The organism is Telluria sp. AC161 (assembly GCF_979258535.1).
Genome location: NZ_OZ409861.1, coordinates 3,166,170 through 3,188,020, shown reverse-complemented (window position 1 = coordinate 3,188,020; position 21,851 = coordinate 3,166,170). Strand labels below are relative to the sequence as shown.

The window sequence follows — 21,851 nt, the reverse complement described above, 5'->3', positions numbered from 1 at the left end:
AATAAATCCGGCAATATCGATAATTGTTGCTTTTGCGAAACAATATGATACGTGCTTGGCATCACCTGATAGCGATTGCATATCTGACTTGTCGGCGAACCAATGCCGATGGATGGGCCGGCCATAACGCGGGGCTATGGCAGGGCGATCTGTTCACTGCGCCGCCTTGGCCGCCGCGTCCAGTACACGCAGCAGATTGCCGCTCCACAGCTTGCCAAGATCCGTGTCCGACATGCCGCCCGCCTTGAGCCGCGCCGTGATGCGCGGTAGTAGCGACACATCGGCCAGCCCCGGGAAACCGCCGCCCCCGTCGAAGTCCGCACCCATGCACACGTGATCGATGCCGGCAACGTCGATCAGGTGCTGCAGCGAGGCCATGTATTGGTCGAAGCTCGTGCTCCACATCGGCGTGGCCGCTTCGAGCGCCAGCCACTCCTTACCCAGCGACGTCTGCTGCGCCGGGGTCATAGCGCCGATGTGGTCGATCTGGTCGAACAATTCGCTGCGGCGTGGACCCATGCGCATGTCGCCCAGGTAGATGGTCGACGCGCAGACCGCGCCGCCGGCCGCGGCGATGCGGCGGATGCGCGCATCGTCCAGGTTGCGCGGATGGTCGAAGCTCGTGCGCGAACTGGTGTGCGACAGCAGCAGCGGGGCGCGCGACAGGTCCAGCAACTGATCGACGACAGCGTCGGACGCATGGCTCGCGTCGATCACCATCCCGAGCCGGTTCATCTCGGCCACCCAGTCGCGCCCCAGTGGACTCAGGCCGTTCCAGCGCGGCGTGTCGGTTGACGAGTCGGCAAACTGGTTGTTCAGGCTATGCACCACGCCCACCAGGCGCACGCCCTGGCCCTGGAATTGCGCCAGCGCAGACACGCTCTCGCCGAGCGGATAGCTGTTCTCGATGCTCTTGAATGCCACCAGCTTGCCGGCCGCATCGAGGCGGCGCGCGTCGTGCGCGCTGGTGGCCACGCCGATGCGGTCCGCATGGCGCGCGAGCGTGGTGTCGATCAGCGCCGAGCGTGCCAGCGCGTGACGGCGCGCGGCGGCAAAGCCGTCCGCCGTCAGCGGCCCCTGCTCGGTGTAGATCACGAAGAAACCGCCATCGAGGCTGCCGTCGGCCATGCGGGGCAGGTCGAGTTGCGCGATCTCGGTGGCCGGATCGTGACGGGCGCCAAAATCCCAGCCGGCGCGGCCGAAATGCACGGGCGTGTCGAGGTGCGCGTCGAGCGTCAGCAGCTTGCGGTGTGTCGGATCCACGGGGTTCGGCGTCGGCGCCGGCGCCGGCGTGGCGCAGCCGGCCAGCAGTGCGCAGGCCAGTACCATGGTGGACTTCATGGTGCGGTTCATTCGGGCGCCTTGATCGGGGTGAAGTTCAGGTCCGCGTAATCCCAGCTGAAATCGGCAATGGGCGAGACGGGCTTGAGGCTGATGCGTTCAACCTTGCCGTCCTGGTCGAATGCAAAGCTCAGGTACGCAGGCTCGATGGTCTCGTCGTCGAAGCGTGCGATCCAGGTATCGTACTGCCAGTGCACGAGCGGGCCCGCCATGCGCGGCGTCGAGCCGAAGTCGACCCGCAAACCATTCTTCGCCGCCGCGATCGTGATCTTGCCATACCACGGATCGGCATACGTCCCGGCCAACGCCGCCGGCGCCACCAGTGGCGTTGAACGCACTGGTTTGGCGGCGCTGCTTTTGAGCAGCGCGACGCCTTCCGCGATCTTCTTTGCCTTGTAGACTTCGAACGTGGCCGGCCAGTCGGCCTTCGGCTTGGCCAGGTAATGGTCGGCCAGCTCGTACATCAGGCCCCGCACCAGCTCGCCGTCTTCGCTGTTGATCGCAATCGCAAAGCCCACCTTCTGCTCGGGCAGCATCACGACGGCCGTGCCGAAGCCCAGCACCGCGCCGCCATGCCAGACCATGCGCGCGCCGCGGTAGTCCACCAGGTCCCAGCCCAGGCCATAGTTGGCGAACGTCGATTCAATGAGTTTCAACTCCGGCGGCATCTCGTCGAGCGGCACGGTCATCGATGGCGCCCACATCTGCGCGTGCGTGGCTTTGCTGAAGACACGCTTGCCACCTGGCGCGACGCCGCCGGACAACTGCGTGTGCAGCCACGCCGCCAGGTCGTTGGCGCTGCTGGCCACGCCGCCGGCGGGCGCCGCGTTGCGCCCCAGGTCATCGCGTTCGTCCAGGCGCACCTGGGTGCCGGCGCCACGCAGCCCGCCGTCCATGCGCGCATGCGGGAAGGCGCGGTTGGCGGTGGCGAAATTGTCGACGTTGTCGGTGGTGGACAACCGCATGCCGCTCGGGCGCAGCACATGCTCGCGCGCGTAAGCCTCCCACGGCTGGCCGCTTACTTGCTCGATCAGCTGGCCCGCCACCACATACATCAGGTTCGAATACGCGTAGGTGCTGCGAAAGCTGGTGGCCGGCTTCAGGTAGCGTACGCGGCGCACGGTCTCGGCGCGCGACAGGTTCGTGCGCGGCACGAACAGCAGGTCGCCCGCGCCGTAGCCCAGGCCGGCGCGGTGCGTCAGCAGGTCGCGGATCGTGAGTTCGCGCGTGACCCACGGGTCGTACATCTGGAAGGCGGGCAGGTGGTCGGTCACCCTGTCGTCCCACGTGAGCTTGCCGGCATCGACCAGCGTGGCCAGTGCGGCCGCCGTCATCGCCTTGGTGGTCGAGCCGATCGGGAACAGCGTGTCGCCGTCAACCGGCGCCGGCGCGCCCAGCTGGCGCACGCCGAAGCCGCGCGCCAGCGTTGTCTTGCCGTCTTCGACGATGGCAATGGCCAGGCCCGGCGTGCCCACACGCTGGCGCAGCGTCTCGACGCGGGCCTCGAAGCCGGCCGGCGGCGCGGCCAGCGCAGGGGCGCAGGCAAGCGCCAGCAGGATGGAAGGAACAAGACGAGGGCAGTTCATGGTATCTCCAGGCAAGCATCGAGCAGGCGCGCGAAATCGGCGCCGCCGCGCATCGGGTCGGCAACAGGGTACGGCAAACGGCGGGCATGTGCGTCGATGGCGGCCTGCGCGGCTGCGGCATCCATGCCGCCGGTATTGAGCGCGATGCCGATGCAGCGGATCGCCGGATTGGTCACGCGTCCGAGCACGATCGTCTGTTCGATGACGGTCTCGATCGACGGCAAGGGCGAACCCGGATACCCGAGCTGATGGCTGCGCGCGGGGTCGTGGCAGACCACGAACATGTCGGGCTGGCTGCCATGCAGCAGGCCGAGCGAGACACCGGCAAACGCGGGATGAAACAGCGAGCCCTGGCCCTCGATCACGTCGATGTGCCCGGGCGCCGCCGCTGGACTGAGCATCTCGGCCGCGCCGGCCACGAAGTCCGACACCACAGCGTCGATCGGCATGCCGCTGCCGGCGATCATGATGCCGGTCTGGCCGGTGGCGCGAAAGGTCACGTCCAGGCCACGCGCGGCGAGGCCGCGACTAAGCGCGAGCGCCGTGTATTTCTTGCCCAGTGCGCAGTCGGTGCCGACCGTGAGGATGCGCCGGCCCGCGCGCGGCCGGCCGCTGGCGATGGGGATGTCGGCGGGTGGCGTGCGTACGTCGATCAGGCGCCGGCCGTGGCGCGCCGCGGCGTCCTTCAGCACGGCGAACTGGTCGAGGCGCACGTGCATGCCAGAGACGATGTCCAGGCCCGCCGCCAGCGCCTCGGCCAGCGCCGGCACCCAGCTCGCGGGGATCGTGCCGCCCGGCGCGGCCACGCCGATGACGATGGCGGTTGCTCCTTTCGCCGCAGCTTGTCTGGCGGTGAGGCCGGGCAGGCCGGTGGTCACCGTGGCGCCCGGCAGGCGCAGTTCGCCCACGCAGCGCTCGCCGGCCCAGTCGCGCAGGCCAAAGGCGGTCTTGGCGAAACCGGATTCGGTCACGTCGCCGAGAAACAGCAGGCAGCGGCCGACGGCGCGTGTGTCGTTCGGTGCGGGCACCATCAATACTCCTTCGTCAGCGTGAAGCCGAGCGTGCGCGGCGCGATCACGCCGGTGCCGAGCGCGCCATTCGGATGGACGAAGCCGCCGTTGGCCAGCAACGATGCGGTGGACGTCCTGCCGTCGCTGTTGCCCAGGTTCTTGCCGTACAGTTCAACCGTCCAGGTGCCCAGTTCGACACCGGCATGGGCATCGAACACGTTGTACGACGGGATCTCGCGCTGGCGGCCATTGGCCGTGCGGTAGTCGAAGTCGAATGACGCGAACTGCCCCGCGATGCGGCGCACCGAGACGCCGGCGTAGGCGGGCGTGGTGTCGCGGATCGTCCAGCGATAGTCGGCCAGCAGCGCGGCCGTGTACTTCGGCGAGAAGGGCAGGCGGTCGCCCTTGAAGCCACCCACCAGCGGATCGGTTGCACCGTCAAGGCGCGCCTTGTTCCAGGCGCCGTTGGCCGACAGGCGCAGGCCCCGCATCGGCCGGAAGCCCGCGCTGATCTCGACGCCGTCGGCGGTGGCGCCGGCGCCGTTGGTGTTCACGCCAAACCCGTTGACCACCGCCAGCAGCTGGATGTCCTTCCATTTGATGTGAAAGGCCGACAGGTCGAGGGACCACATGCCGTCCACCGTCTGGGTCTTGATGCCGGCCTCATAGCTCATCACACTGTCCGAATCATAGGTGGCGGGCGTGCCCGGTCCGGGGTTGGGCGGCAGCACGTTTGGCCCGCCGGGCCGGAAGCCCTTGGCCGCGCGCGCATACACGGCGCTGCGTTCGCTGAACTTGCGCTTGAGCGCCACGGCATAGGTAAACACGCCTTCGGACGAATCGGCGCTGTCGTCGGCCGGGCCGCCGGCCAGGGCGCCGTCGCCGGTCTGGCGGGCATCCTGCTTGTTGTGGCTATAGCGCCCGCCGACATCGAGGTCGTACACCGGCGTGAGGTGAATGGTCGTGTTGGCAAACGCCGCCACCTCGCGGTAGTTCGAGCGCAGGCGGATGTCGGCCAGCAGCGGCAGGCCGGTTGCCGGTGTCATCGAGCCTGGCACGACGGCGTGGTAGCGCTGCGCGATGGCGCCTTGTTCATCGGTGTAGTACAGGCCGGCCAGCCAGTCGAACCGCTTGCCGGCGTTGGAACTCAGGCGCAGCTCCTGCGTGAATTTTTTCAGTTCGGTTTCCTGGCCCAGATACAGTTCACTGCGCACGCCGAAATTGTCTTCGACGATGCCGGTCAGGTTGAAGCTGACGTCTTCACGCGCGAACTGCTTTTGCGTGCTGTAGCTGGTTGACGAGGTCAGGCTGGCTGCGCCCAGGTTCCAGTTGGCGGTGCCATTGAAGACGCGGTAGTGGATGTCGCGCATGTGCGGGACGAACTGCGATTGCGTCGGGCGGCCATACAGCGTCTCGAGCGTGTCCGGGTCGCTCTCCACGGTGCCGGGTGCATCGGTGGCGATGTTCTGCGCCACGGCGCTCAGGCGCAGGTCGAATGTGGTACTCGGCTTGTACAGCAGCGACGCGCGGCCCCCGTAGTTGCGGGCGCCGTTGATATTGCGTTCGATGTCCGAGCCGGCGGTGCCGATCGAATCGATGAAGCCAGGCTCCTTCTGGTACGAGCCGGACATGCGCAGCGCCACCGTGTCGCTGAGCGGCGTGTTGACCACCAGGTTCGAGCGGTACGACACCTTGCCGCCGTCGACCGTCGCCGCGCCCAGCCGCGCGCGCATGGCGAAGCGGTCCAGTTCCGGTGCATTGGTCACGAACTTGACCAGGCCACCGAGCGAGCTGGCGCCGTACAGCGCGCCCTGCGGCCCCCGCAAGACCTCGATGCGGGCCAGGTCGAACGTGTCGAAGTCGCCCGCCAGGATCGCGCCATTGGCCAGGCCGCTGCTCGAACCGAACGGCGTTTCGTCGAGGTAGACTGCCACGGTGGACGCTACGCCGCCCGTGTCCAGCCCGCGCAGCACCAGCCGGCCTTCGCCCGGTGTGCTTTGCACCAGTTGCAGGCTGGGTACGAGTTTCAGGTAATCGGCAAAGCCGGTGGCCTGATGCTTGTCGAGCGTGTCGCCACCCACCACCGACATCGACTGCGGCACATCGACCATCGTCTGCGCGCGCTTTTGCGCGGTCACGACGACTTGCTGGACGTCTTCCTGCGGCGCGGCCTGGTCTGCTGCGAATGCGTCCGATAAGGCACTCGATATGGCCAGCGCCATGGAAGTCACTGCGATGCGGCCTGCTACTGTTGCCATGAATTTCTCCCGGTAGTCGTTGTGATTAGGGTGCGGATGGTGCGGGCGTCATCGCGTGCAGCCGGTCTGCTGCCTGCATCGGCTGGTGCAGGCGCCACAGCAGGCCGGCGGCGATCGCCGACAGCAGTGCGAGCAGGGCGAAGAACGCGCCCGGGGCAAAGCGGCTCCACAGGCTGCCCACCAGGCCGGCCGCCAGGCTGCCCGCGAAGGTGACGAGGAACCACGCCGCCACCGTCGTGCTGCCCAGATGGCGCGGCGCCAGGCGGGCAAACAGGCCCAGGCCGGTCGGCAGGATGAACAGCTCGCCGATCGTCAGCACTAAAAAGAACAGCACGAGCCAGATCCAGCCCGTGACCTGGCCATTCGCGGTCCAGCCGACTGCCGCCAGCAGCAGATAGGCCAGCGCCACGATCAGCGCCCCGACCGCCATGCGCCGCAGCGGCGCCTGGTCGATACCGGCCGCCGCCCGGCGGTGCCAGTAGGCGAGCAGCGGCGGCGTGAGCAGCATCACGAACAGCGGATTAAGCGACTGGAACCAGGTCATCGGAATCAGAAAGCCCCCGGCCGCACGATCGACGCCGCTGTCGGCCCACAGCGCGACCGTGTTGCCGACCTGCTCGTAGGCGGCGCGAAACACCGTGACGGCCAGGCCGATCCCGATCAGCACCAGAATCGTTTCGCGGCCCAGGCCACGCGGCGCGTCGGTCGTCACGGTGGACCTGGCGGGCAGGGTCTCGGGCGGCAGGTAGCGCGCCCCGCTGACATAGATGGCAAGGCCGAGCAGCATGCCGATACCGGCCAGGCCGAAGCCGTAATGCCAGCCATACAGCTCGCCCACCGTGCCGCAGATCAGGGGCGCGAGGAAGCCGCCGATATTGATCCCGACGTAATACACATTGAAGGCCCAGCCGCGGCGGGCATCGCCGCGCGCATACAGGTCGCCGACCTGGCTTGGCAGTGTGGGCAAGAACAGGCCGTTACCGAGCGCGATGGTGGCCAGCGCCAGGTAGAACAGGGCGTCGAAGGTCATCATGAAGTGGCCCGCCGCCATGACCGAGGCGCCGATGATGATGGCGCGCCGCTTGCCGAGAACACGGTCGGCCAGCATGCCGCCGAGGATCGGCGTGAAATAGGCAGCGGCCGTATAGGCGCCGTAGATGAACGAGGCGTGGGCCTGGCCGAACAGCAGTTCCTTGGTCATGAAGTAGACCAGCAGCGCACGCATGCCGTAGTACGAGAACTGTTCCCACATATTCGTCAGGAACAGTACCGTCAGGCCGCGCGGATGGCCGAACCACGTGGGCTGCATCTGCATCGTGCCGGTCATGCCGTGGCCTTCGCCGCGCCGCCCCAGACGGCGGGGCCCGACCAGACATTGCCGGCAAAATACTCGACGCCAGGACGGCGATCGGCGGCCAGGAAGATCGGGCCATCCAGGTCGACGATGTCGCATTCCTGGCCCAGCACGAAGCTCGGTGCCATGGCCAGGCTCGAGCCGCCCATATTGCCGACCATGACCTGCAGGCCCAGGCGCCGTGCTTCCTGCGCCATCAGCAGGCCCTCGGTCAGGCCGCCGCATTTGTCGAGTTTGATGTTGACGATGTCGTAGCGCCCGACGCTGGCGGCGATATCGTCCAGCGACTGGATACTTTCATCCCCCGCGAGCGGAATCGGCGAACGCAGGCCTTCCAGGCTGGCCTCCTGGCCGCGCGCCAGTGGCTGTTCGAGCAGGGCGACGTCCTGTTCCACGAGGCCGGCAATCAGCGCATCGAGCTGGTCGGCCGTAAAACCCTGGTTGCCGTCGACGCCCAGCCAGACCTCGGGCCGCGCGGCGCGGATCGCCGCCACGCGCGCCAGGTCGAGTGCCAGATCGCCCGTCAGCTTGATCTTGATCGAGCGTGCCTGCGCGTGGCGCTGCGCGGTGGCGGCCATCGCCGGCGGCGTGTCGGCGCCCAGCGTGAAGGTCGTGCGCAGCGGGCGGGGCGCCGATTTGCCGGCCAGCTGCCAGACCGGCACGCCGGCGCGCGCCGCCTCCAACTCCCACAGCGCGCAGTCGACGGCATTGCGCGCGCCGCCGGGCGGCAGGATCGAGCGCAGTTCATCCCGCGTCGGGCCGGCGGCGATTGCCGCGCTGGCGCCGTCGAGCTGTGCCAGCATGTGCGGCACATCGTCGCCCAGGTAGTACACGCCGCCGCCTTCGCCGCGCCCGCTGTGGCGGCCATCGCCGAGCGTCACGACGACGACGTTGAACGCGTCGAACAGGTAGCCCGAAATGCGAAACGGCGTGCTCAAACGCAGTTTCTCGACGGCGACCGTCATGGTGAGGCGGGCCATCAGTAGGCCACCGTCATGGACAGCAGACCGAAGCGCAGGCAGACATAAGCGATCAGCAGCGCCGACGCCAGGAACAGCACGCTCCACACGCGGCGCAGGCGACCCTGGCCAGGCGCGAACGCCAGTTGCAGATTGCGCGCGCCGGCCAGCAGCGCCGCCACGAAGGCCAGCAAGCCGCCGATCTGCAGGAGCCACAACCACGGATCGAGCGAGACAGTGGCGTATTTGAGGCTGATATCGAACATCGACACGATGCCCACCCAGCCCGCCAGCACCGCCAGGCAGGCAGCCGCCGCAATGCGCGTGGCCAGCGCCGCGCTGCGCGCCGGGCCGGTCAACACATGCTGCAGCTTGAAGCGGCGGCGCACGATCCAGCCGGCCGGCATGGCCAGCACCGCGAACACGAACACGGCCAGCGCCGCGCCAACGGCCGGCAGCAGCCAGGCGCCGTTCTTCCCGGCCGGGACGGGTTCCATGACCATGAACGGCGACATGAAGTCCATGCTCCAGCGGACCACGCGATCGTTGACGACGTGCGCCGCGAGGCGGTCTTCGCCATTGCGGTCGCGCCAGACGAACGGTGCGATCTCGACCCATTCGCGGGGCCGGCCATTGGTCCCCACCATGGCCGGGATGACGAGCGCGCCCTTGTCGTCAACGGCCACCTTGACCTGGCCGAGCAGGTCGAACACGGCGAAGAAGTTGGTCTCGGCGCGTCGGCTGCTTTCCCACGAGCCGGTCATCATCTGCGCGTGTTGCGCGGCGAGCTTGGCGTCGACGCGGCCATCCGGCGGCAGCGTGGAGGGGAGGTAACGGTCCGAGAAGTCCTGGAACAGGGCGCTGCGCAGCGGGTTGGAGGCGCCTTCGCGCCCGCTGCTGTTGACCGACAGGTACAGGCCGACGCCATCGTCCATGTACAGGTGCAGCGACGTGTGGAACGCTTCGGTGTCGCCCAGGTGGGCGATCACGCTGCGGCCATTGACGTTGGTTTCAAAAAAGCCCAGTTCCATGCGGTTGAGCGGTGGCAGCAGAGACGCGGGGTTGATCTTGTCCAGCGAACTGCTGTGCATCGCGTTGGCGGTGGCTTCGGACAGGACGCGCGCGCCGTTGAACTGGCCTTTCTGCAGGTGCGCGATCATGAAGTTGGCCATGTCGGTGCCGCTGGCCGACAGGCCGCCGGCCGGCGCCGAGTTGACGACTTCGAAGCCCAGCGACGGCTGGCCCGGCTTGCTGTAGCCGGTGGCCGCCAGCGGCGCCAGTGCAGGCGGCAGTGGCTGGCGGAAGCTCGCGGTGCGCATGTTCAGCGGTGCGAAGATGCGCTGCTCCACATAGTCGTCGAACGACATGCCGGCGATGCGCCCGACGATGTAGCCGGCCAGCGACGTGGCGTAGTTGGAGTAGGCGGGCGTGGTGCCGGCGTCAAAGATGCGCGCCGGGACACGCTCCTTGAGCAGTTCGCCGAGCGGGCGGATATCCGCCTTGTCGTAGACGATCAGGTATTTCACCGACTCTTCGAAGCCTGCCGTGTGCGTCATGATCTGGCGCATCGTGACGGGCTTGCCGGCACGCGGGGCGATCTTGAAATCGAGGTACCCGTTGATGTCGGCATCCAGGTCCAACTTACCCTGTTCGACCAGTTGCATGACGGCGGTCCAGGTCACGAGCTTGGAGACCGAGCCGGGACGAAACAGCGTGCGCTCGGGGTCGACCGGCGTGCGCTTGTCGACGTCGGCGTAACCGAAGCCGCGCGCGGTGAGGATCTGGCCGTCCTTGACCACGACAACCACCGCGCCGGGGATGTCGCTCTTGTTCAGCGCGAACGGCATGTAGCCGTCGAGCCAGGTGTCGACGTCCGTCTTGTCGAGCGTTTTGCCATTGCTGGCGCGGGGCGCCGCAACCAGCGTTGGCGGCGGCCCGGATGGCGGCGTCGCCGCCGGCTTGGTGCCTGCAGGCGAGGGCGGCACGGCCGGGGCCTGGGGCGCCTGCTGCGCGGCGGCGCCGGCGCTCCAGCAGACAACGCTCATCAAGACCATCTTCAGAAATCTCATCAAGGCTCCCTATCAATACGGTTGATTGCGGTCGATCGGGCCAGCCTATAAAATAAAGCTTGATCCGAGTATTTTTCTCTGATTAGAGAAATATCTACCCAATCGGAAACTATGTCAACACTTTATGAATGCCGTCCATGACCTCTGAATCCCCGACCCTTGGCGCGTTGATCCGCGGCCTGCGCAGCCGCAAGGGGTGGACGCTGAAAGAAATGAGCGCAAACAGCGGCATCCCGGTCTCCACGCTGTCGAAGGTGGAGCACGGCCAGCTGACGCTCAGCTACGACAAGCTGTACCAGCTGAGCCAAAAGCTCGGGATGCGCATGTCCGAGTTGTTTGCCGAAGAAGACAAGGGCGCAGACACGCCGGTGACGGCGCGGCGCAGCATCGGCGATCTGGCCAGTGCGGTGCGCGTGGAGACGCCCAACTACGACTACCACTACCTGTGCGCAGAGCTGCGCCGCAAGCGGATGATTCCCGTGATCGCGCGCATCCGCGCCAAGTCGGTCAAGCAGTTCGGGCAGCTGGTGCATCACTCGGGCGAAGAATTCACGTACGTGCTCAAGGGCGCGGTCGTGCTGCACAGCGAGTTCTACGATCCGGTGGTGCTCAGGGAAGGGCAGTCAATCTACTTCGATTCGAGCATGGGGCACGCGTACCTGGCGCCGGAAGGCTGCGACGAGGCCGAGGTGCTGACCGTGATGTCGAGTGAGGATGAGGAGCAGATGCAGGCGATCATGTCGTCGCACACGCATGAGAATACGCACACGCCCGCGCACGCGACGGCCGACGGCGAGCCTCCGGTAGAGCCAAAGCCGGTCAAGCCCCGCAAGCGCAGCAGGCAGGATGGGTAGCCTGCTGCGCTGCGCTCATTCGTAGCGCAGGCAATCCACCGGCAGCAGGCGCGAGGCGCGCCGGGCCGGATAAAAGCCGAAGAACACGCCCACCGCCGTGGCAAACCCGCACGCCACCATGACCGCGCTGATGGTGAGATAGACCTCAAAGTCGGCAAACTTCGTGATCAGCGCCGCGCCGCCGGCGGCAATGGCAATGCCGACCAGGCCACCGGCCAGGCAGATCACCACCGCCTCGGCCAGGAACTGCATCAGCACGTCGTTGGGCCGCGCGCCGATGGCCATGCGGATGCCGATTTCGCGCGTGCGCTCGGTCACCGACACCAGCATGATGTTCATGATGCCGATGCCGCCGACCAGCAGCGAGATCGCGCCGATCAGGCCAAGCAGCAGCGCCACGCCGGCCGTGATCTTGTTGGCCGTCTCGGCGATGGTATTCAGGTTCTGCACCCGGAAGTCGTCGGGATCGTCGACGCGGATCCGGTGCCGGCTGCGGATGACTTCCTTGATGTCTTCGATGGCGTCCGTCATCGCCACCCCAGGCCGGCCCTGCGCATTGATGTAGTGGACATTCTGCGGAAACGGCGACTTGACCAGGTTGGCGCTGGCCGCCGTGATCGGCACCAGGATCTGTTCGGCAAGGTCGGTGCCGTCGGTCTGGCGGCCTTCGCCGGCCAGCACGCCCACCACCTGGAACGCGACGTTCTCGATGCGCAGGAACTGGCCGAGCGGATCGGCGCGGTAAAAGAACTGGTCCGCCACCTTCTGGCCGATCACCACCAGGCGCGCGCTGGCGCGCACGTCGCTTTCGCTGAACAGCGTGCCCTGGTCGACCTTCCAGTTACGGATGGTGAACATCGCCGGCGTCACGCCCATGACCATGCTGCTGGCGTTTTCGTTGCCGGCCGTGACCTTGAAGCTGCCCTGCAGCGCTGGCGCGGCGCCGGTCAGGCTGGGCAGCGCGTTAAGTGCTTCGGCATCGCCCTGCGTGAGCACCGCGACCTTGCCTTCGCGGGCGCGCTGGGCGGCCGTGCGATCGCCCCCCGGCATCACGTAGACCATGTTCGTGCCCAGCATCTGCAACTGCTTGCCGATGAAGCGCTGCATGCTGTCGCCCAGTGCCAGCAGCAGCACGACCGACGCGATGCCGATCACGATGCCCAGCATCGTCAGCGCAGTGCGCAGCCGGTTGGCCGCCATCGAACGGAATGACTCGATCAGGACCTGGACCAGATTCATCGCGCCACTCCCGCGTGGCTGTTCGCCAGTTGCAGGCCTTCGGCCGCCGGGCCGTCGTACAGCACGCGGCCATCCTTCAGGCGCACCAGGCGCCGGCTGTAGGCGGCGACGTCGGGTTCGTGCGTCACCAGCACGATCGTGATGCCGCGCTCGCGGTTCAGGGTGCCGAAGCTGGTCATGATGTCGTCGCTCGTGTGGGTGTCGAGGTTGCCGGTGGGTTCATCGGCCAGCAGCAGCGGCGGATCGGTCACCAGTGCGCGTGCGATCGCCACGCGCTGCTGCTGGCCGCCCGACAGCTGGCTGGGGGTGCGTTTGGCAAATTCGCCCAGGCCCACGCGCTCGAGCTCCTGCACCGCGCGCGCCTGTGCCTTTGCGCGGCCCATGCCGCCATAGATCAGGGGCAGGGCGACGTTCTCCGCCACGCTCATGCGCTTGATGAGATTGAAGCTCTGGAACACGAAGCCGATCGTGCGGTTGCGGATGTCGGCCAGTTCGGCGCGCCCGAGCGTGCGCGTGTCGACGCCATTGAGCAGGTAGGTGCCGCCGGTGGCCTGGTCGAGGCACCCGAGGATGTTCATCAGTGTCGACTTGCCGGAACCCGACTGGCCCATGACCGAGACGAAGTCGCCGTGCTCCACGCGCAGGTCTACGCCGTGCAGCACCGGGGTTTCGACCGCGCCGCTCAGGTAGGTCTTGACCACGCCGCGGATGTCGATCAGCGGCCCGGTCATGGATTTTCCGGCGTGGCCAGCGAGCGGGTGACGACGCGGTCGCCCGGCTTCAGGTCGCCCGATACCACTTCGGTATAGCGGAAGTTCGACAGGCCGGCGCGGATATCGACCGGTTGCGGGTGGTTCATCGCGTCGAGCTTGTAAATCTTGAACATGCGCGTGGTGTCGCTCGCGTTGCGAAATGCGATGTCGTCGTCTTTGACGGGTGCAGGCGTGGCGGCAACGGCGGCCGGCTTGGCGTCCTTGTTGCGCTTGCGCTCGGCCTCCTGCTCTTCTTCCGACAGCCGGAAGCGCAGCGCGGTGGTCGGGATGCGCAGCACGTCCGGGCGGTTCGCCACCACCAGCCGCACCTGCGCCGTCATGCCGGGCTTGAGCAGTTCGTCGACGTTGTCGACGTCGAGCACCACGTTGTACGTGACGACGTTCTGCACGACGTTCGGCGCGAGGCGGAACTGGCGCATGGTGGCGGCAAATTCGCGGTCGGGATAGGCATCGACGACGAAGCGCGCCGGCAGGCCATCCTTGAGCTGGCCGACGTCGGCTTCGGATACGCTGGTATCGATCTGCATCTTGGTCAGGTCCTGCGCGATCTGGAACAGGTTCGGGGTGTTGAACGACGCCGCCACGGTCTGGCCCAGGTCGATCGTGCGCTTGATCACGACGCCGTCGATCGGCGAGCGGATCACGCTGTTGTTCAGGTCCGCCCTGGCGCGGTCGTGCTGCGCCTGTGCCAGTGTCAGGTTGGCCTGGGCGACCTGCATCTCGCGCTTGGACTGGTCGAGCGCGAGGCCGGACAGGAAGTTCTGCGCCACCAGCTGCTCGTTGCGCTCGAACGTGGCCTGGGCCAGGCGCAGGCTGGCACGCGCCGACGCGATGTTGGCTTCGGCCTGGCGCACCTGGGCATTGAAGATGGTCGGCTCGAGCTTGAGCAGCACCTGGCCTTTTTTCACGCGGTCGTTAAAGTCGGCATTCAGTTCGGCCACGGTGCCCGACACCTGCGAGCCGACGTTGATCAGCGCGACCGGATTGATCGTGCCGGTGGCGGTCACGGTCTGGTTGATGGCGCCGCGATCGACGACGGTGCTGCGGTATTTTGATGGCGGTACGGTGTCGTCCTTGCGCTTGACGACAGCAACGGCAACGGCGACAGCGGCGAGGACGGTAACGGCGATGACAACCCGCTTCCTGGTGAAGATGTTCATGTATGTATGCCAGAGAGATACTAAGTGGTAGGGTGGGCGGGTTTCCCGCCCACGCGTTCAACGAACCATGGCGCGCCACGAATCCCGATTGATTTGAACGCGTGGAAGGCATAGCCGCCCACCCTACCGACGGATAAGCGACGAGTTTGATACAGCGGCACTGGATTGGCAATGCATGATGCATGGGCGGGCCGGATTTTGAACGCCGATGGCGGCCATTTTTGAAAGTAAGGCGGCGCCGATCCGCTAGAATGGCGTATTCCTTTTTTACCGAAGCATCATGACTCAAGACGAACTGAAACAAGCCGTAGCGCGCGCCGCCATCGATTACGTGGTCGAGGGTGAAATCATCGGCGTGGGCACCGGCTCGACCGCCAACTTCTTCATCGACGAACTGGCCAAGATCAAGGACCGCATCAAGGGCACCGTCGCGTCGTCTGAAGCCACGGCCAGTCGCCTGCGCGGCCACGGCATCCCCGTGTTCGACCTGAACGACGTCGAATCGATGGCCGTCTACATCGACGGCGCCGATGAAATCAACGCGCAGGGCGCGATGATCAAGGGCGGCGGCGCAGCGCTCACGCGCGAAAAAATCGTCGCGTCGGTGGCAAAGAAGTTCGTCTGCATCGCCGACGGCTCCAAGCTGGTCGAGACGCTGGGCGCATTCGCGCTGCCGGTCGAAGTGATCCCGATGGCGCGCGCTTCGGTGATGCGCCAGCTGGCGGCGTTGGGTGGCCAGCCGAAGCTGCGCCTCAAGGCTGGTACCGATCAGGCGTTCATCACCGACAACGGCGGTGAACTGATCGACGTGGCAGGCCTCAAGATCACCGATCCGGTGGCGCTGGAAGAGAAAATCAACCAGATCGTCGGCGTGATCGCCGTTGGCCTGTTCGCCAAAGCCGGCGCCGATGTCTGCCTGCTCGGCACGGCGGACGGCGTCAAGACCCTGTCGCTGTAACCGGAAACCCGACCATGAATCGTGCGCTGCTGCTGTCTGCTCCTTCGCTCGCTGCCTTGCTGGCAGGTTGTTCTGTCTTTGGCAGTTCGATCGATTTGTCCGAGCCTGCCGTTGTGGCGCCGGCGGCATCGACCGACGTGACGGCGATCCAGCGCACGCCGTTCAAGGTCGGGGAATCTTCGCACACGGTCGAGAAGCTGGCCAAGGCGCAGGCCTGCACCAGCACGCAGGGCGCGGGGCTGGTGACCGAGCCGGGGCCGATCGAGGTCTACCGGATGCAGTGCCAGAATGGCCAGGTATTCATGGCGCGCTGCGAGCTGCGCCAGTGCAAAAAGATGTAAGACAGCAGGCGTAAAAAATCCCGCTCGCGGCCAGTGCCCCGAGCGGGATTTTTTTACGTACAGCGCGCGGCGTGCTTACACCGGTGGCGGCACGTAGCCCATGGCCTGGTCGGCGCCTTCGCCGAAGAAGTGCTTCTCCAGCTGCGTCGCCAGGTATTTGCGCGCGCGGTCATCGGCCAGGTTCAGGCGGTTTTCGTTGATCAGCATGGTCTGGTGCTTGAGCCATGCCTGCCAGGCCTCTTTCGAGACCTGCAGGTACAGTTTCTTGCCCATTTCGCCAGGGACCGGTGGGTAATCCAGGCCTTCGGCTTCCTTGTTCAGTTTGATGCAGTGGACGGTGCGGGCCATCGAGTACTCCTGTTATTCGTTCGGTGATTCGGTCATGTAAGACGCGTATTATAAAGTCTTGATCAAGACCTGTGAGCGGCGCTGCCAGTTGTACATGTGCTGCCTGTCTTTCGGCAGGTCGTCCACCGTGGCCGGCACGAAGCCGCGCTTCTTGAACCAGTGCGACGTGCGCGTGGTCAGCACGAACAGCTTGGTGAGGCCAGCCGCGCGGGCGCGGTTTTCCATGTGCTTGAGGATGCGTTCACCGTCGCCCTGCGTCTGCGCGTCCTGGCTCACGGTCAGGCAGGCCATCTCGCCCATCTTCGATTCGGGGAACGGATACAGCGCGGCGCAGCCGAAGATCACGCCATCGTGGTCGATCACCGAGAACTGGTCGATCTCGCGTTCGATCAGCTCGCGGCCGCGATACACCAGCGTGCCGTCGGCTTCGAGTGGCTCGATGAGCTTGATAATTCCGCCAACGTCCTCAATTGTGGCCTGACGCAGGCTTTCGAGGTTCTCGTGGCTGATCATGGTGCCCACGCCATCGTGCGTGAAGACCTCGAGCAGCGCCGAGCCGTCCATCTCGAACGGAATGATGTGGGCGCGATCGACGCCGGCGTTGCAGGCCTTGATCGCATGCTCCATGTAGAACGCGGCCGAGTCGGATAAAAAGCCCGCCTGCAGCACGGCTTCGGCCATGTGCGACGACAGCTCGCGGATCTCGGTGCCAGCCGCGTCGACGATCATCGGCGTTTCGGTAATGAAGATCAGCTTGTCGGCGTGCAGCGCAATGGCGGCCGACGCGGCGACGTCTTCCAGCGTCAGGTTGAAGATTTCACCGGTGGGCGAGAAACCCAGCGGCGAGAGCAGCACCAGATTGTCTTCGGTCTGCAGGATCGGATGGATTTTCTCGGCGGCGATCTTGCGCGTGACGCCCGTGAGTTCGAAGTCGACGCCGTCGATCACGCCAAGCGGGCGGGCGACGACGAAGTTGCCCGAGACGATGCTGATCTGGGCGTTGGACATCGGCGTGTTGGGCAGGCCCTGGCTGAAGGCGGCTTCGATATCGAGACGCAGTTCGCCGGCGGCTTCTTTCGCGCATTCGAGGGCGGCGGTGTCGGTGACACGCACGCCGTTATGAAAGCGCCCCTCGACGTTACGCAGCTCGAGCTGTTCGGCCACCTGTGGACGCGAGCCGTGCACCAGCACGATCCGGATGCCCAGGCCAACCAGTAGTGACAAGTCCTGCGCCAGTACCGGTAGCGCGCCGGCGGCAACGAGCTCGCCGGGGAAGGCGACCACGAAGGTCTTGCCGCCGAATGCGTGAATGTACGGCGCGACCGAGCGCAGCCACTGGACGAATTGGGTAGGAGTTTCCATTTGCCGCATTATAATTCGCTGCGCGATGTGCGCACCAAAACCTTGTAAAAATCAATGTCTGAACAGAGTAACAAGCCTTCGCAACGACCGGCGCGCGCCGTAGACGCCACCTCCAACGCCAGTGCGGCTCCTGCACCTGCCCAGCCACGTCCACGCCGCGCGCGTGGCGAGGGGCAGCCACGCCAAGAGCGCCCGCCCCGCGAGGACGTTCCCCGCGAGCGCAATCCGCTGCCGCCGATTACCTTCCCCGAAGACTTGCCGGTCTCGGGCCGGCGTGCCGAAATCGCCAAAGCGATCCAGGAGAACCAGGTCGTCATCGTCTCGGGCGAAACCGGTTCGGGCAAGACGACCCAGTTGCCGAAGATCTGTCTGGAACTGGGCCGTGGCAGCAAGGGGCTGATCGGCCACACGCAGCCGCGCCGGATCGCCGCGTCGTCCACCGCCAAGCGCATCGCGCAGGAACTGGGCACCCCGCTTGGCGAGCACGTGGGCTTCAAGGTGCGTTTCAACGACACGCTGCAAAAGGGCGCGTCGGTCAAGCTGATGACCGACGGTATCCTGCTTGCCGAGACGCAGACCGATCCGCTGCTGCGCAACTACGACACGATCATCATCGACGAGGCGCACGAGCGCAGCCTGAACATCGACTTTTTGCTCGGCTACCTGAAGCAGCTGATGCCGCGCCGGCCGGACCTGAAGATCATCATCACGTCGGCGACGATCGACGCCGAGCGCTTTGCGCGCCACTTCGGCAAGGGCGATGGCGCCGACCTGAAACCGGCGCCGGTGATCGAGGTGTCGGGCCGCCTGTACGCGGTCGAGGTGCGTTATCGCGCGGTCGATCGTGATCCGGTCGCGGGCGTCAATACGCCCAAGCCTGCGCAGGCCTCAGATGCTGCACCGAACCTCGCGCCGAGGGCGCAAGCCGCGCGCGACAAGCGCGACCTGATGGATGCGGTGGTCGACGGCGTCGATGAAGTGTGCCGTCTGGGGCAGGGCGACGTGCTCGTGTTTCTGCCGGGTGAGCGCGAGATCCGCGATTGCGCCGAGGCGCTGCGCAAGCACCATCCACCGCATGTCGAGATCCTGCCGCTGTTCGCGCGCCTGTCGGTCGAAGAGCAGGATCGCGTGTTCCGCACGACGAATGCGCGCCGCATCGTGTTGTCGACCAACGTGGCCGAGACGTCGCTGACGGTGCCGGGCATCCGCTACGTGGTCGACACCGGCCTGGCGCGCGTGAAGCGCTACAGCTTCAGGAACAAGGTCGAGCAGTTGCAGGTCGAGCCGATCGCGCAGTCGGCCGCCAACCAGCGCGCGGGCCGTTGCGGCCGCGTGGCCGATGGCGTCTGCATCCGCCTGTTCGAAGAAGACGATTTCCTCAAGCGCCCCAAATTTACCGAGCCCGAAATCCTGCGCTCGTCGCTGGCCGCCGTCATCCTGCGCATGAAGGCGCTGCGCCTGACGGACGTGGAGACGTTCCCGTTCATCGAGGCGCCGCAAGGCCGCGCGATCGCCGACGGCTACCAGCTGCTGCAAGAAGTCGGCGCGGTCGACGACACCAATGAACTCACGCCCTTGGGCCGCAAGCTTGCCAAGCTGCCGCTCGACCCGCGCGTGGGCCGCATGATCCTCGCGGCGCTCGACAACGGCTGCCTGACCGAGATGCTGATCGTGGCCTCGGCCCTGTCGACGCAGGACCCGCGCGATCGCCCCATCGAGTACCAGCAGCAGGCGGACGAGAAGCACAAGAAGTTCGCCGACGAGCGCTCGGAGTTCCTCAGCTACCTGAAGATCTGGGCCTGGTTCGAAGACGCGATCGAGCACAAGAAAACCAATCGCCAGTTGCAGGAAAACTGCCGCGCCAACTTCCTGTCGCAGGTGCGCCTGCGCGAGTGGCGCGATGTGCACTCGCAGTTGCTCACCATCGTGCGCGAGCAGGGCTGGCGCCTGAACGAGTCGCCGGCGACCTACGAACAGCTGCATATCTCGCTGCTCACGGGTTTACTTGGCAATATCGGCTTCAAGGCCGAGGACGAGCAGGCCGGTATCTACCTGGGCGCACGCGGCATCAAGTTCCACATCTGGCCCGGCTCGACGCTGGGCAAGAAGGCAGGGCGCTGGATTATGGCGGCCGAACTGGTCGAAACGACGCGCCTGTATGCGCGCACGATCGCGCAGATCCAGCCGGAGTGGGTCGAGAAGGTCGGCGCGCACCTCTTGAAAAAATCCTGGGGCGAGCCGCGCTGGGAGAAAAAGCAGGCGCAGGTCACGGCGCTCGAACGCGCGACGCTGCACGGCATCGTCATCTACGGCGCGCGCCGCATCAACTACGGCCAGCGCAATCCAACCGAAGCGCGCGAGATTTTCATTCGCGACGCACTGGTCGCGGGCGACTATGAAACGCGCCTGCCGTTCTACATCCACAACCACAAGCTGGTGAAGGACATCGAGAACCTCGAGCACAAGTCGCGCCGCCAGGACGTGCTGGTGGACGACCAGCTGATTGCGGCCTTTTACGACAGCGAGATCCCGCGCGACATCGTCAATGGCGCCGGTTTCGAGAAGTGGTACAAGGACGTCGCGCGCGAGAATCCGAAGCTGCTGTACCTGAACCGCGAAGAACTGATGCGGCACGAAGCGGCCGGCATCACCACCGAGTTGTTCCCGAAGACGATGACCGTCACCGGCATCGAGATGGGGCTGTCGTACCACTTCGAGCCGGGCAGCGTGCGCGATGGCGTCACTCTGGCCGTGCCGCTGTTCGCGCTGAACCAGATCCCGCAAGAGCGCGCGGCGTGGCTGGTGCCGGGCATGATCAAGGAAAAGGTGCACCTGCTGCTCAAGTCGTTGCCGCAAAAGCTACGCCGCCACTGCGTGCCGCTGCCGGATTACGCGGCCAAGTTCGTCGAGCGCATCCACGCGGCTGGCACGTTCGGACGGGGCGACCTGATCGACGTGCTGATCGCGGACGTGCGCGCGCAGACCGGCACGCTGGTGCTGACGGCCGACTTCAAGATTGAGACGCTGCCGGCGCACATGTTCATGAATTTCAAGGTGATCGACGAACACAGTCGCCAGCTGGACATGGGCCGCAACCTGGCCACGCTGCAGGCCGAACTGGGCGGGCAGGCGCGCGAGAGTTTCCAGAAGATGGCCGAGTCGGCGCCGGCGTCAAGCGGTTCGCTCGCGCGCTTGGCGCGGCCTGGCGCAGTCGGTTCCGGCGCAGCGGCTACTGCTACTGCTGCACCCGCCGCGGCGCCAGCGGCCAAGGGCAAGGGCGCCCAGCCGGCCGCGCCGGCGGTGGCCTCCGCCAAAGGTGCGTCTGCCAGCAGCCAGCACACCGGCCTGACCGCGTGGACGTTCGGCGACTTGCCGGAACTCCTGGAGATCAACCAGGGCAAGCTGACGCTGATTGGCTTCCCTGCGCTGGTCGACAAGATCACGCACTGCGATCTGGAAGTGTTCGACGACCCGAACGTGGCTGCGCGCACGCACCGCGTGGGCCTGCGCCGCCTGTTTGCGCTGCAGTTCAAGGAGCAGCTCAAGTTCGCCGAGAAAAACATCCCCGGCCTGCAGGGAATGGGCATGCAATTCATGAGCCTGGGTTCGCAGGAAGACCTGCGCGACCAGATCGTGGCCAAGGCGATCGACATCGCCTGCCTGCAGGATCCGCTGCCGCTCAATGCAGCGCAGTTCAACGCGCGCCGTGACCAGGGCAAGGGCCGCATTGGCCTGTTGATCAACGAGGTGGCGCGCCTGGCGGGCCAGGTGCTGGCCGAATTCCACGGGATGCCCAAGCGCGTGCAAACGCTGCCGCAGGCGGTGTCGGCAGACATCATGGGGCAGTTGCAGGCGCTCGTGCACAAGCGCTTTATCGCGGACAACGACTACAGCCAGCTGGCGCACTTCCCGCGCTACCTGAAAGGGATCAACGTGCGGCTGGAGAAGCTGCGCGGTAATCCGACGCGCGATGCGCAGCTGATGGCGGAGTGGCAGTCGGCAGCGGCGCAGTTCCAGCGCACGCTCAAGAATATGGGCTCGAAGAACAACGATCCGCGCATGATCGAGTTCCGCTGGATGCTGGAAGAACTGCGAGTGTCGCTGTTCGCGCAGGAGCTGAGAACGCCGATGCCGGTGTCGGCCAAGCGCTTGCAGAAGGTGTGGGAGTCGATGCAGCGGTAAGTGTGGTGATGGCCGGCGGCTTGGTTGATAGCCTAGCGCCAGCCATTGGAAAATCGC

16 protein-coding genes are annotated in these 21,851 nt (G+C 66.0%); 4 read left to right on the top strand and 12 right to left on the bottom strand.

All coding sequences use genetic code 11. The features are described from left to right. Window positions 1–153: 153 nt before the first annotated feature. The 7 genes from ACZ0AJ_RS14250 to ACZ0AJ_RS14220 are packed head-to-tail and all read right to left on the bottom strand — an operon-like array spanning window position 154 to window position 10,577. The gene (locus ACZ0AJ_RS14250) at window positions 154–1,341 is read right to left on the bottom strand and encodes a dipeptidase (protein ID WP_499455167.1); all 1,188 of its coding nucleotides are present in this window, start codon (window positions 1,339–1,341) and stop codon (window positions 154–156) included. Window positions 1,342–1,349: 8 nt separating this feature from the next. Then, the gene (locus tag ACZ0AJ_RS14245; protein WP_499455385.1) at window positions 1,350–2,927 is read right to left on the bottom strand and encodes a serine hydrolase; all 1,578 of its coding nucleotides are present in this window, start codon (window positions 2,925–2,927) and stop codon (window positions 1,350–1,352) included. Beyond that, on the bottom strand, window positions 2,924–3,958 hold the full coding sequence (locus ACZ0AJ_RS14240) for an N-acetyltransferase DgcN family protein (protein WP_499455165.1): 1,035 nt from the start codon (window positions 3,956–3,958) through the stop codon (window positions 2,924–2,926). The genes ACZ0AJ_RS14245 and ACZ0AJ_RS14240 overlap by 4 nt, the downstream gene beginning before the upstream one ends. Continuing rightward, window positions 3,958–6,195 carry a TonB-dependent receptor gene (locus ACZ0AJ_RS14235; RefSeq protein WP_499455383.1) on the bottom strand — a complete coding sequence of 746 codons (2,238 nt, stop codon included), beginning with the start codon at window positions 6,193–6,195 and terminating at the stop codon, window positions 3,958–3,960. Before ACZ0AJ_RS14235 ends, ACZ0AJ_RS14240 begins: the two co-directional genes overlap by 1 nt. A 25-nt stretch (window positions 6,196–6,220) precedes the next feature. After that, the gene (locus ACZ0AJ_RS14230; protein ID WP_499455381.1) at window positions 6,221–7,522 is read right to left on the bottom strand and encodes a peptide MFS transporter; all 1,302 of its coding nucleotides are present in this window, start codon (window positions 7,520–7,522) and stop codon (window positions 6,221–6,223) included. After that, window positions 7,519–8,529, bottom strand: a complete 1,011-nt coding sequence (locus tag ACZ0AJ_RS14225; protein ID WP_499455379.1) for a dipeptide epimerase — start codon at window positions 8,527–8,529, stop codon at window positions 7,519–7,521. Before ACZ0AJ_RS14225 ends, ACZ0AJ_RS14230 begins: the two co-directional genes overlap by 4 nt. Beyond that, on the bottom strand, window positions 8,529–10,577 hold the full coding sequence (locus tag ACZ0AJ_RS14220) for a serine hydrolase domain-containing protein (RefSeq protein ID WP_499455163.1): 2,049 nt from the start codon (window positions 10,575–10,577) through the stop codon (window positions 8,529–8,531). Before ACZ0AJ_RS14220 ends, ACZ0AJ_RS14225 begins: the two co-directional genes overlap by 1 nt. 137 nt (window positions 10,578–10,714) lie before the next feature. Between ACZ0AJ_RS14220 and ACZ0AJ_RS14215 the strand changes: the two genes are divergently transcribed. Further along, window positions 10,715–11,431: a helix-turn-helix domain-containing protein gene (locus tag ACZ0AJ_RS14215; protein WP_499455162.1), complete on the top strand. Its 717-nt coding sequence runs from the start codon at window positions 10,715–10,717 to the stop codon at window positions 11,429–11,431. Between the two features lie 15 nt (window positions 11,432–11,446). Here the strand turns inward: ACZ0AJ_RS14215 and ACZ0AJ_RS14210 are convergent, their stop codons facing one another. From ACZ0AJ_RS14210 to ACZ0AJ_RS14200, 3 genes are read right to left on the bottom strand one after another with little or no spacing between them, the layout of a single operon-like run. Next, window positions 11,447–12,670 carry an ABC transporter permease gene (locus tag ACZ0AJ_RS14210; protein ID WP_499455161.1) on the bottom strand — a complete coding sequence of 408 codons (1,224 nt, stop codon included), beginning with the start codon at window positions 12,668–12,670 and terminating at the stop codon, window positions 11,447–11,449. Next, window positions 12,667–13,401: an ABC transporter ATP-binding protein gene (locus tag ACZ0AJ_RS14205; RefSeq protein WP_499455160.1), complete on the bottom strand. Its 735-nt coding sequence runs from the start codon at window positions 13,399–13,401 to the stop codon at window positions 12,667–12,669. Before ACZ0AJ_RS14205 ends, ACZ0AJ_RS14210 begins: the two co-directional genes overlap by 4 nt. Further along, entirely contained in the window at window positions 13,398–14,603 is a 1,206-nt protein-coding gene (locus ACZ0AJ_RS14200) for an efflux RND transporter periplasmic adaptor subunit (protein ID WP_499455159.1), read from the bottom strand. Before ACZ0AJ_RS14200 ends, ACZ0AJ_RS14205 begins: the two co-directional genes overlap by 4 nt. A gap of 280 nt (window positions 14,604–14,883) precedes the next feature. Here ACZ0AJ_RS14200 and rpiA point away from each other — a divergent pair, with 280 nt between their 5' ends. Next, window positions 14,884–15,561: a ribose-5-phosphate isomerase RpiA gene (gene rpiA / locus ACZ0AJ_RS14195; protein WP_332531414.1), complete on the top strand. Its 678-nt coding sequence runs from the start codon at window positions 14,884–14,886 to the stop codon at window positions 15,559–15,561. A 14-nt stretch (window positions 15,562–15,575) separates the two neighbouring features. Then, window positions 15,576–15,902: a hypothetical protein gene (locus tag ACZ0AJ_RS14190; RefSeq protein ID WP_499455158.1), complete on the top strand. Its 327-nt coding sequence runs from the start codon at window positions 15,576–15,578 to the stop codon at window positions 15,900–15,902. A gap of 75 nt (window positions 15,903–15,977) precedes the next feature. Here ACZ0AJ_RS14190 and ACZ0AJ_RS14185 read toward each other — a convergent pair whose 3' ends face one another. Next, complete coding sequence (locus ACZ0AJ_RS14185) at window positions 15,978–16,250, bottom strand: oxidative damage protection protein (protein ID WP_183555634.1); 273 nt, start codon at window positions 16,248–16,250, stop codon at window positions 15,978–15,980. Between the two features lie 48 nt (window positions 16,251–16,298). Next, the gene (gene argA / locus ACZ0AJ_RS14180) at window positions 16,299–17,612 is read right to left on the bottom strand and encodes an amino-acid N-acetyltransferase (RefSeq protein WP_332531416.1); all 1,314 of its coding nucleotides are present in this window, start codon (window positions 17,610–17,612) and stop codon (window positions 16,299–16,301) included. A gap of 54 nt (window positions 17,613–17,666) precedes the next feature. On the opposite strand from argA, the gene hrpA reads away from it, so the two are divergent. After that, window positions 17,667–21,794, top strand: coding sequence for an ATP-dependent RNA helicase HrpA (gene hrpA, locus ACZ0AJ_RS14175; RefSeq protein WP_499455157.1), 4,128 nt, complete (start codon window positions 17,667–17,669; stop codon window positions 21,792–21,794). Window positions 21,795–21,851 lie beyond the last annotated feature (57 nt).

What these genes read in the sequence shown, in the direction of transcription:
- ACZ0AJ_RS14250 (WP_499455167.1), bottom strand. Translation starts at nt 1,341, where the DNA reads ATGAAGTCCACCATGGTACTGGCCTGCGCACTGCTGGCCGGCTGCGCC.
- ACZ0AJ_RS14245 (WP_499455385.1), bottom strand. Translation starts at nt 2,927, where the DNA reads ATGAACTGCCCTCGTCTTGTTCCTTCCATCCTGCTGGCGCTTGCCTGC.
- ACZ0AJ_RS14240 (WP_499455165.1), bottom strand. Translation starts at nt 3,958, where the DNA reads ATGGTGCCCGCACCGAACGACACACGCGCCGTCGGCCGCTGCCTGCTG.
- ACZ0AJ_RS14235 (WP_499455383.1), bottom strand. Translation starts at nt 6,195, where the DNA reads ATGGCAACAGTAGCAGGCCGCATCGCAGTGACTTCCATGGCGCTGGCC.
- ACZ0AJ_RS14230 (WP_499455381.1), bottom strand. Translation starts at nt 7,522, where the DNA reads ATGACCGGCACGATGCAGATGCAGCCCACGTGGTTCGGCCATCCGCGC.
- ACZ0AJ_RS14225 (WP_499455379.1), bottom strand. Translation starts at nt 8,529, where the DNA reads ATGGCCCGCCTCACCATGACGGTCGCCGTCGAGAAACTGCGTTTGAGC.
- ACZ0AJ_RS14220 (WP_499455163.1), bottom strand. Translation starts at nt 10,577, where the DNA reads ATGAGATTTCTGAAGATGGTCTTGATGAGCGTTGTCTGCTGGAGCGCC.
- ACZ0AJ_RS14215 (WP_499455162.1), top strand. Translation starts at nt 10,715, where the DNA reads ATGACCTCTGAATCCCCGACCCTTGGCGCGTTGATCCGCGGCCTGCGC.
- ACZ0AJ_RS14210 (WP_499455161.1), bottom strand. Translation starts at nt 12,670, where the DNA reads ATGAATCTGGTCCAGGTCCTGATCGAGTCATTCCGTTCGATGGCGGCC.
- ACZ0AJ_RS14205 (WP_499455160.1), bottom strand. Translation starts at nt 13,401, where the DNA reads ATGACCGGGCCGCTGATCGACATCCGCGGCGTGGTCAAGACCTACCTG.
- ACZ0AJ_RS14200 (WP_499455159.1), bottom strand. Translation starts at nt 14,603, where the DNA reads ATGAACATCTTCACCAGGAAGCGGGTTGTCATCGCCGTTACCGTCCTC.
- rpiA (WP_332531414.1), top strand. Translation starts at nt 14,884, where the DNA reads ATGACTCAAGACGAACTGAAACAAGCCGTAGCGCGCGCCGCCATCGAT.
- ACZ0AJ_RS14190 (WP_499455158.1), top strand. Translation starts at nt 15,576, where the DNA reads ATGAATCGTGCGCTGCTGCTGTCTGCTCCTTCGCTCGCTGCCTTGCTG.
- ACZ0AJ_RS14185 (WP_183555634.1), bottom strand. Translation starts at nt 16,250, where the DNA reads ATGGCCCGCACCGTCCACTGCATCAAACTGAACAAGGAAGCCGAAGGC.
- argA (WP_332531416.1), bottom strand. Translation starts at nt 17,612, where the DNA reads ATGGAAACTCCTACCCAATTCGTCCAGTGGCTGCGCTCGGTCGCGCCG.
- hrpA (WP_499455157.1), top strand. Translation starts at nt 17,667, where the DNA reads ATGTCTGAACAGAGTAACAAGCCTTCGCAACGACCGGCGCGCGCCGTA.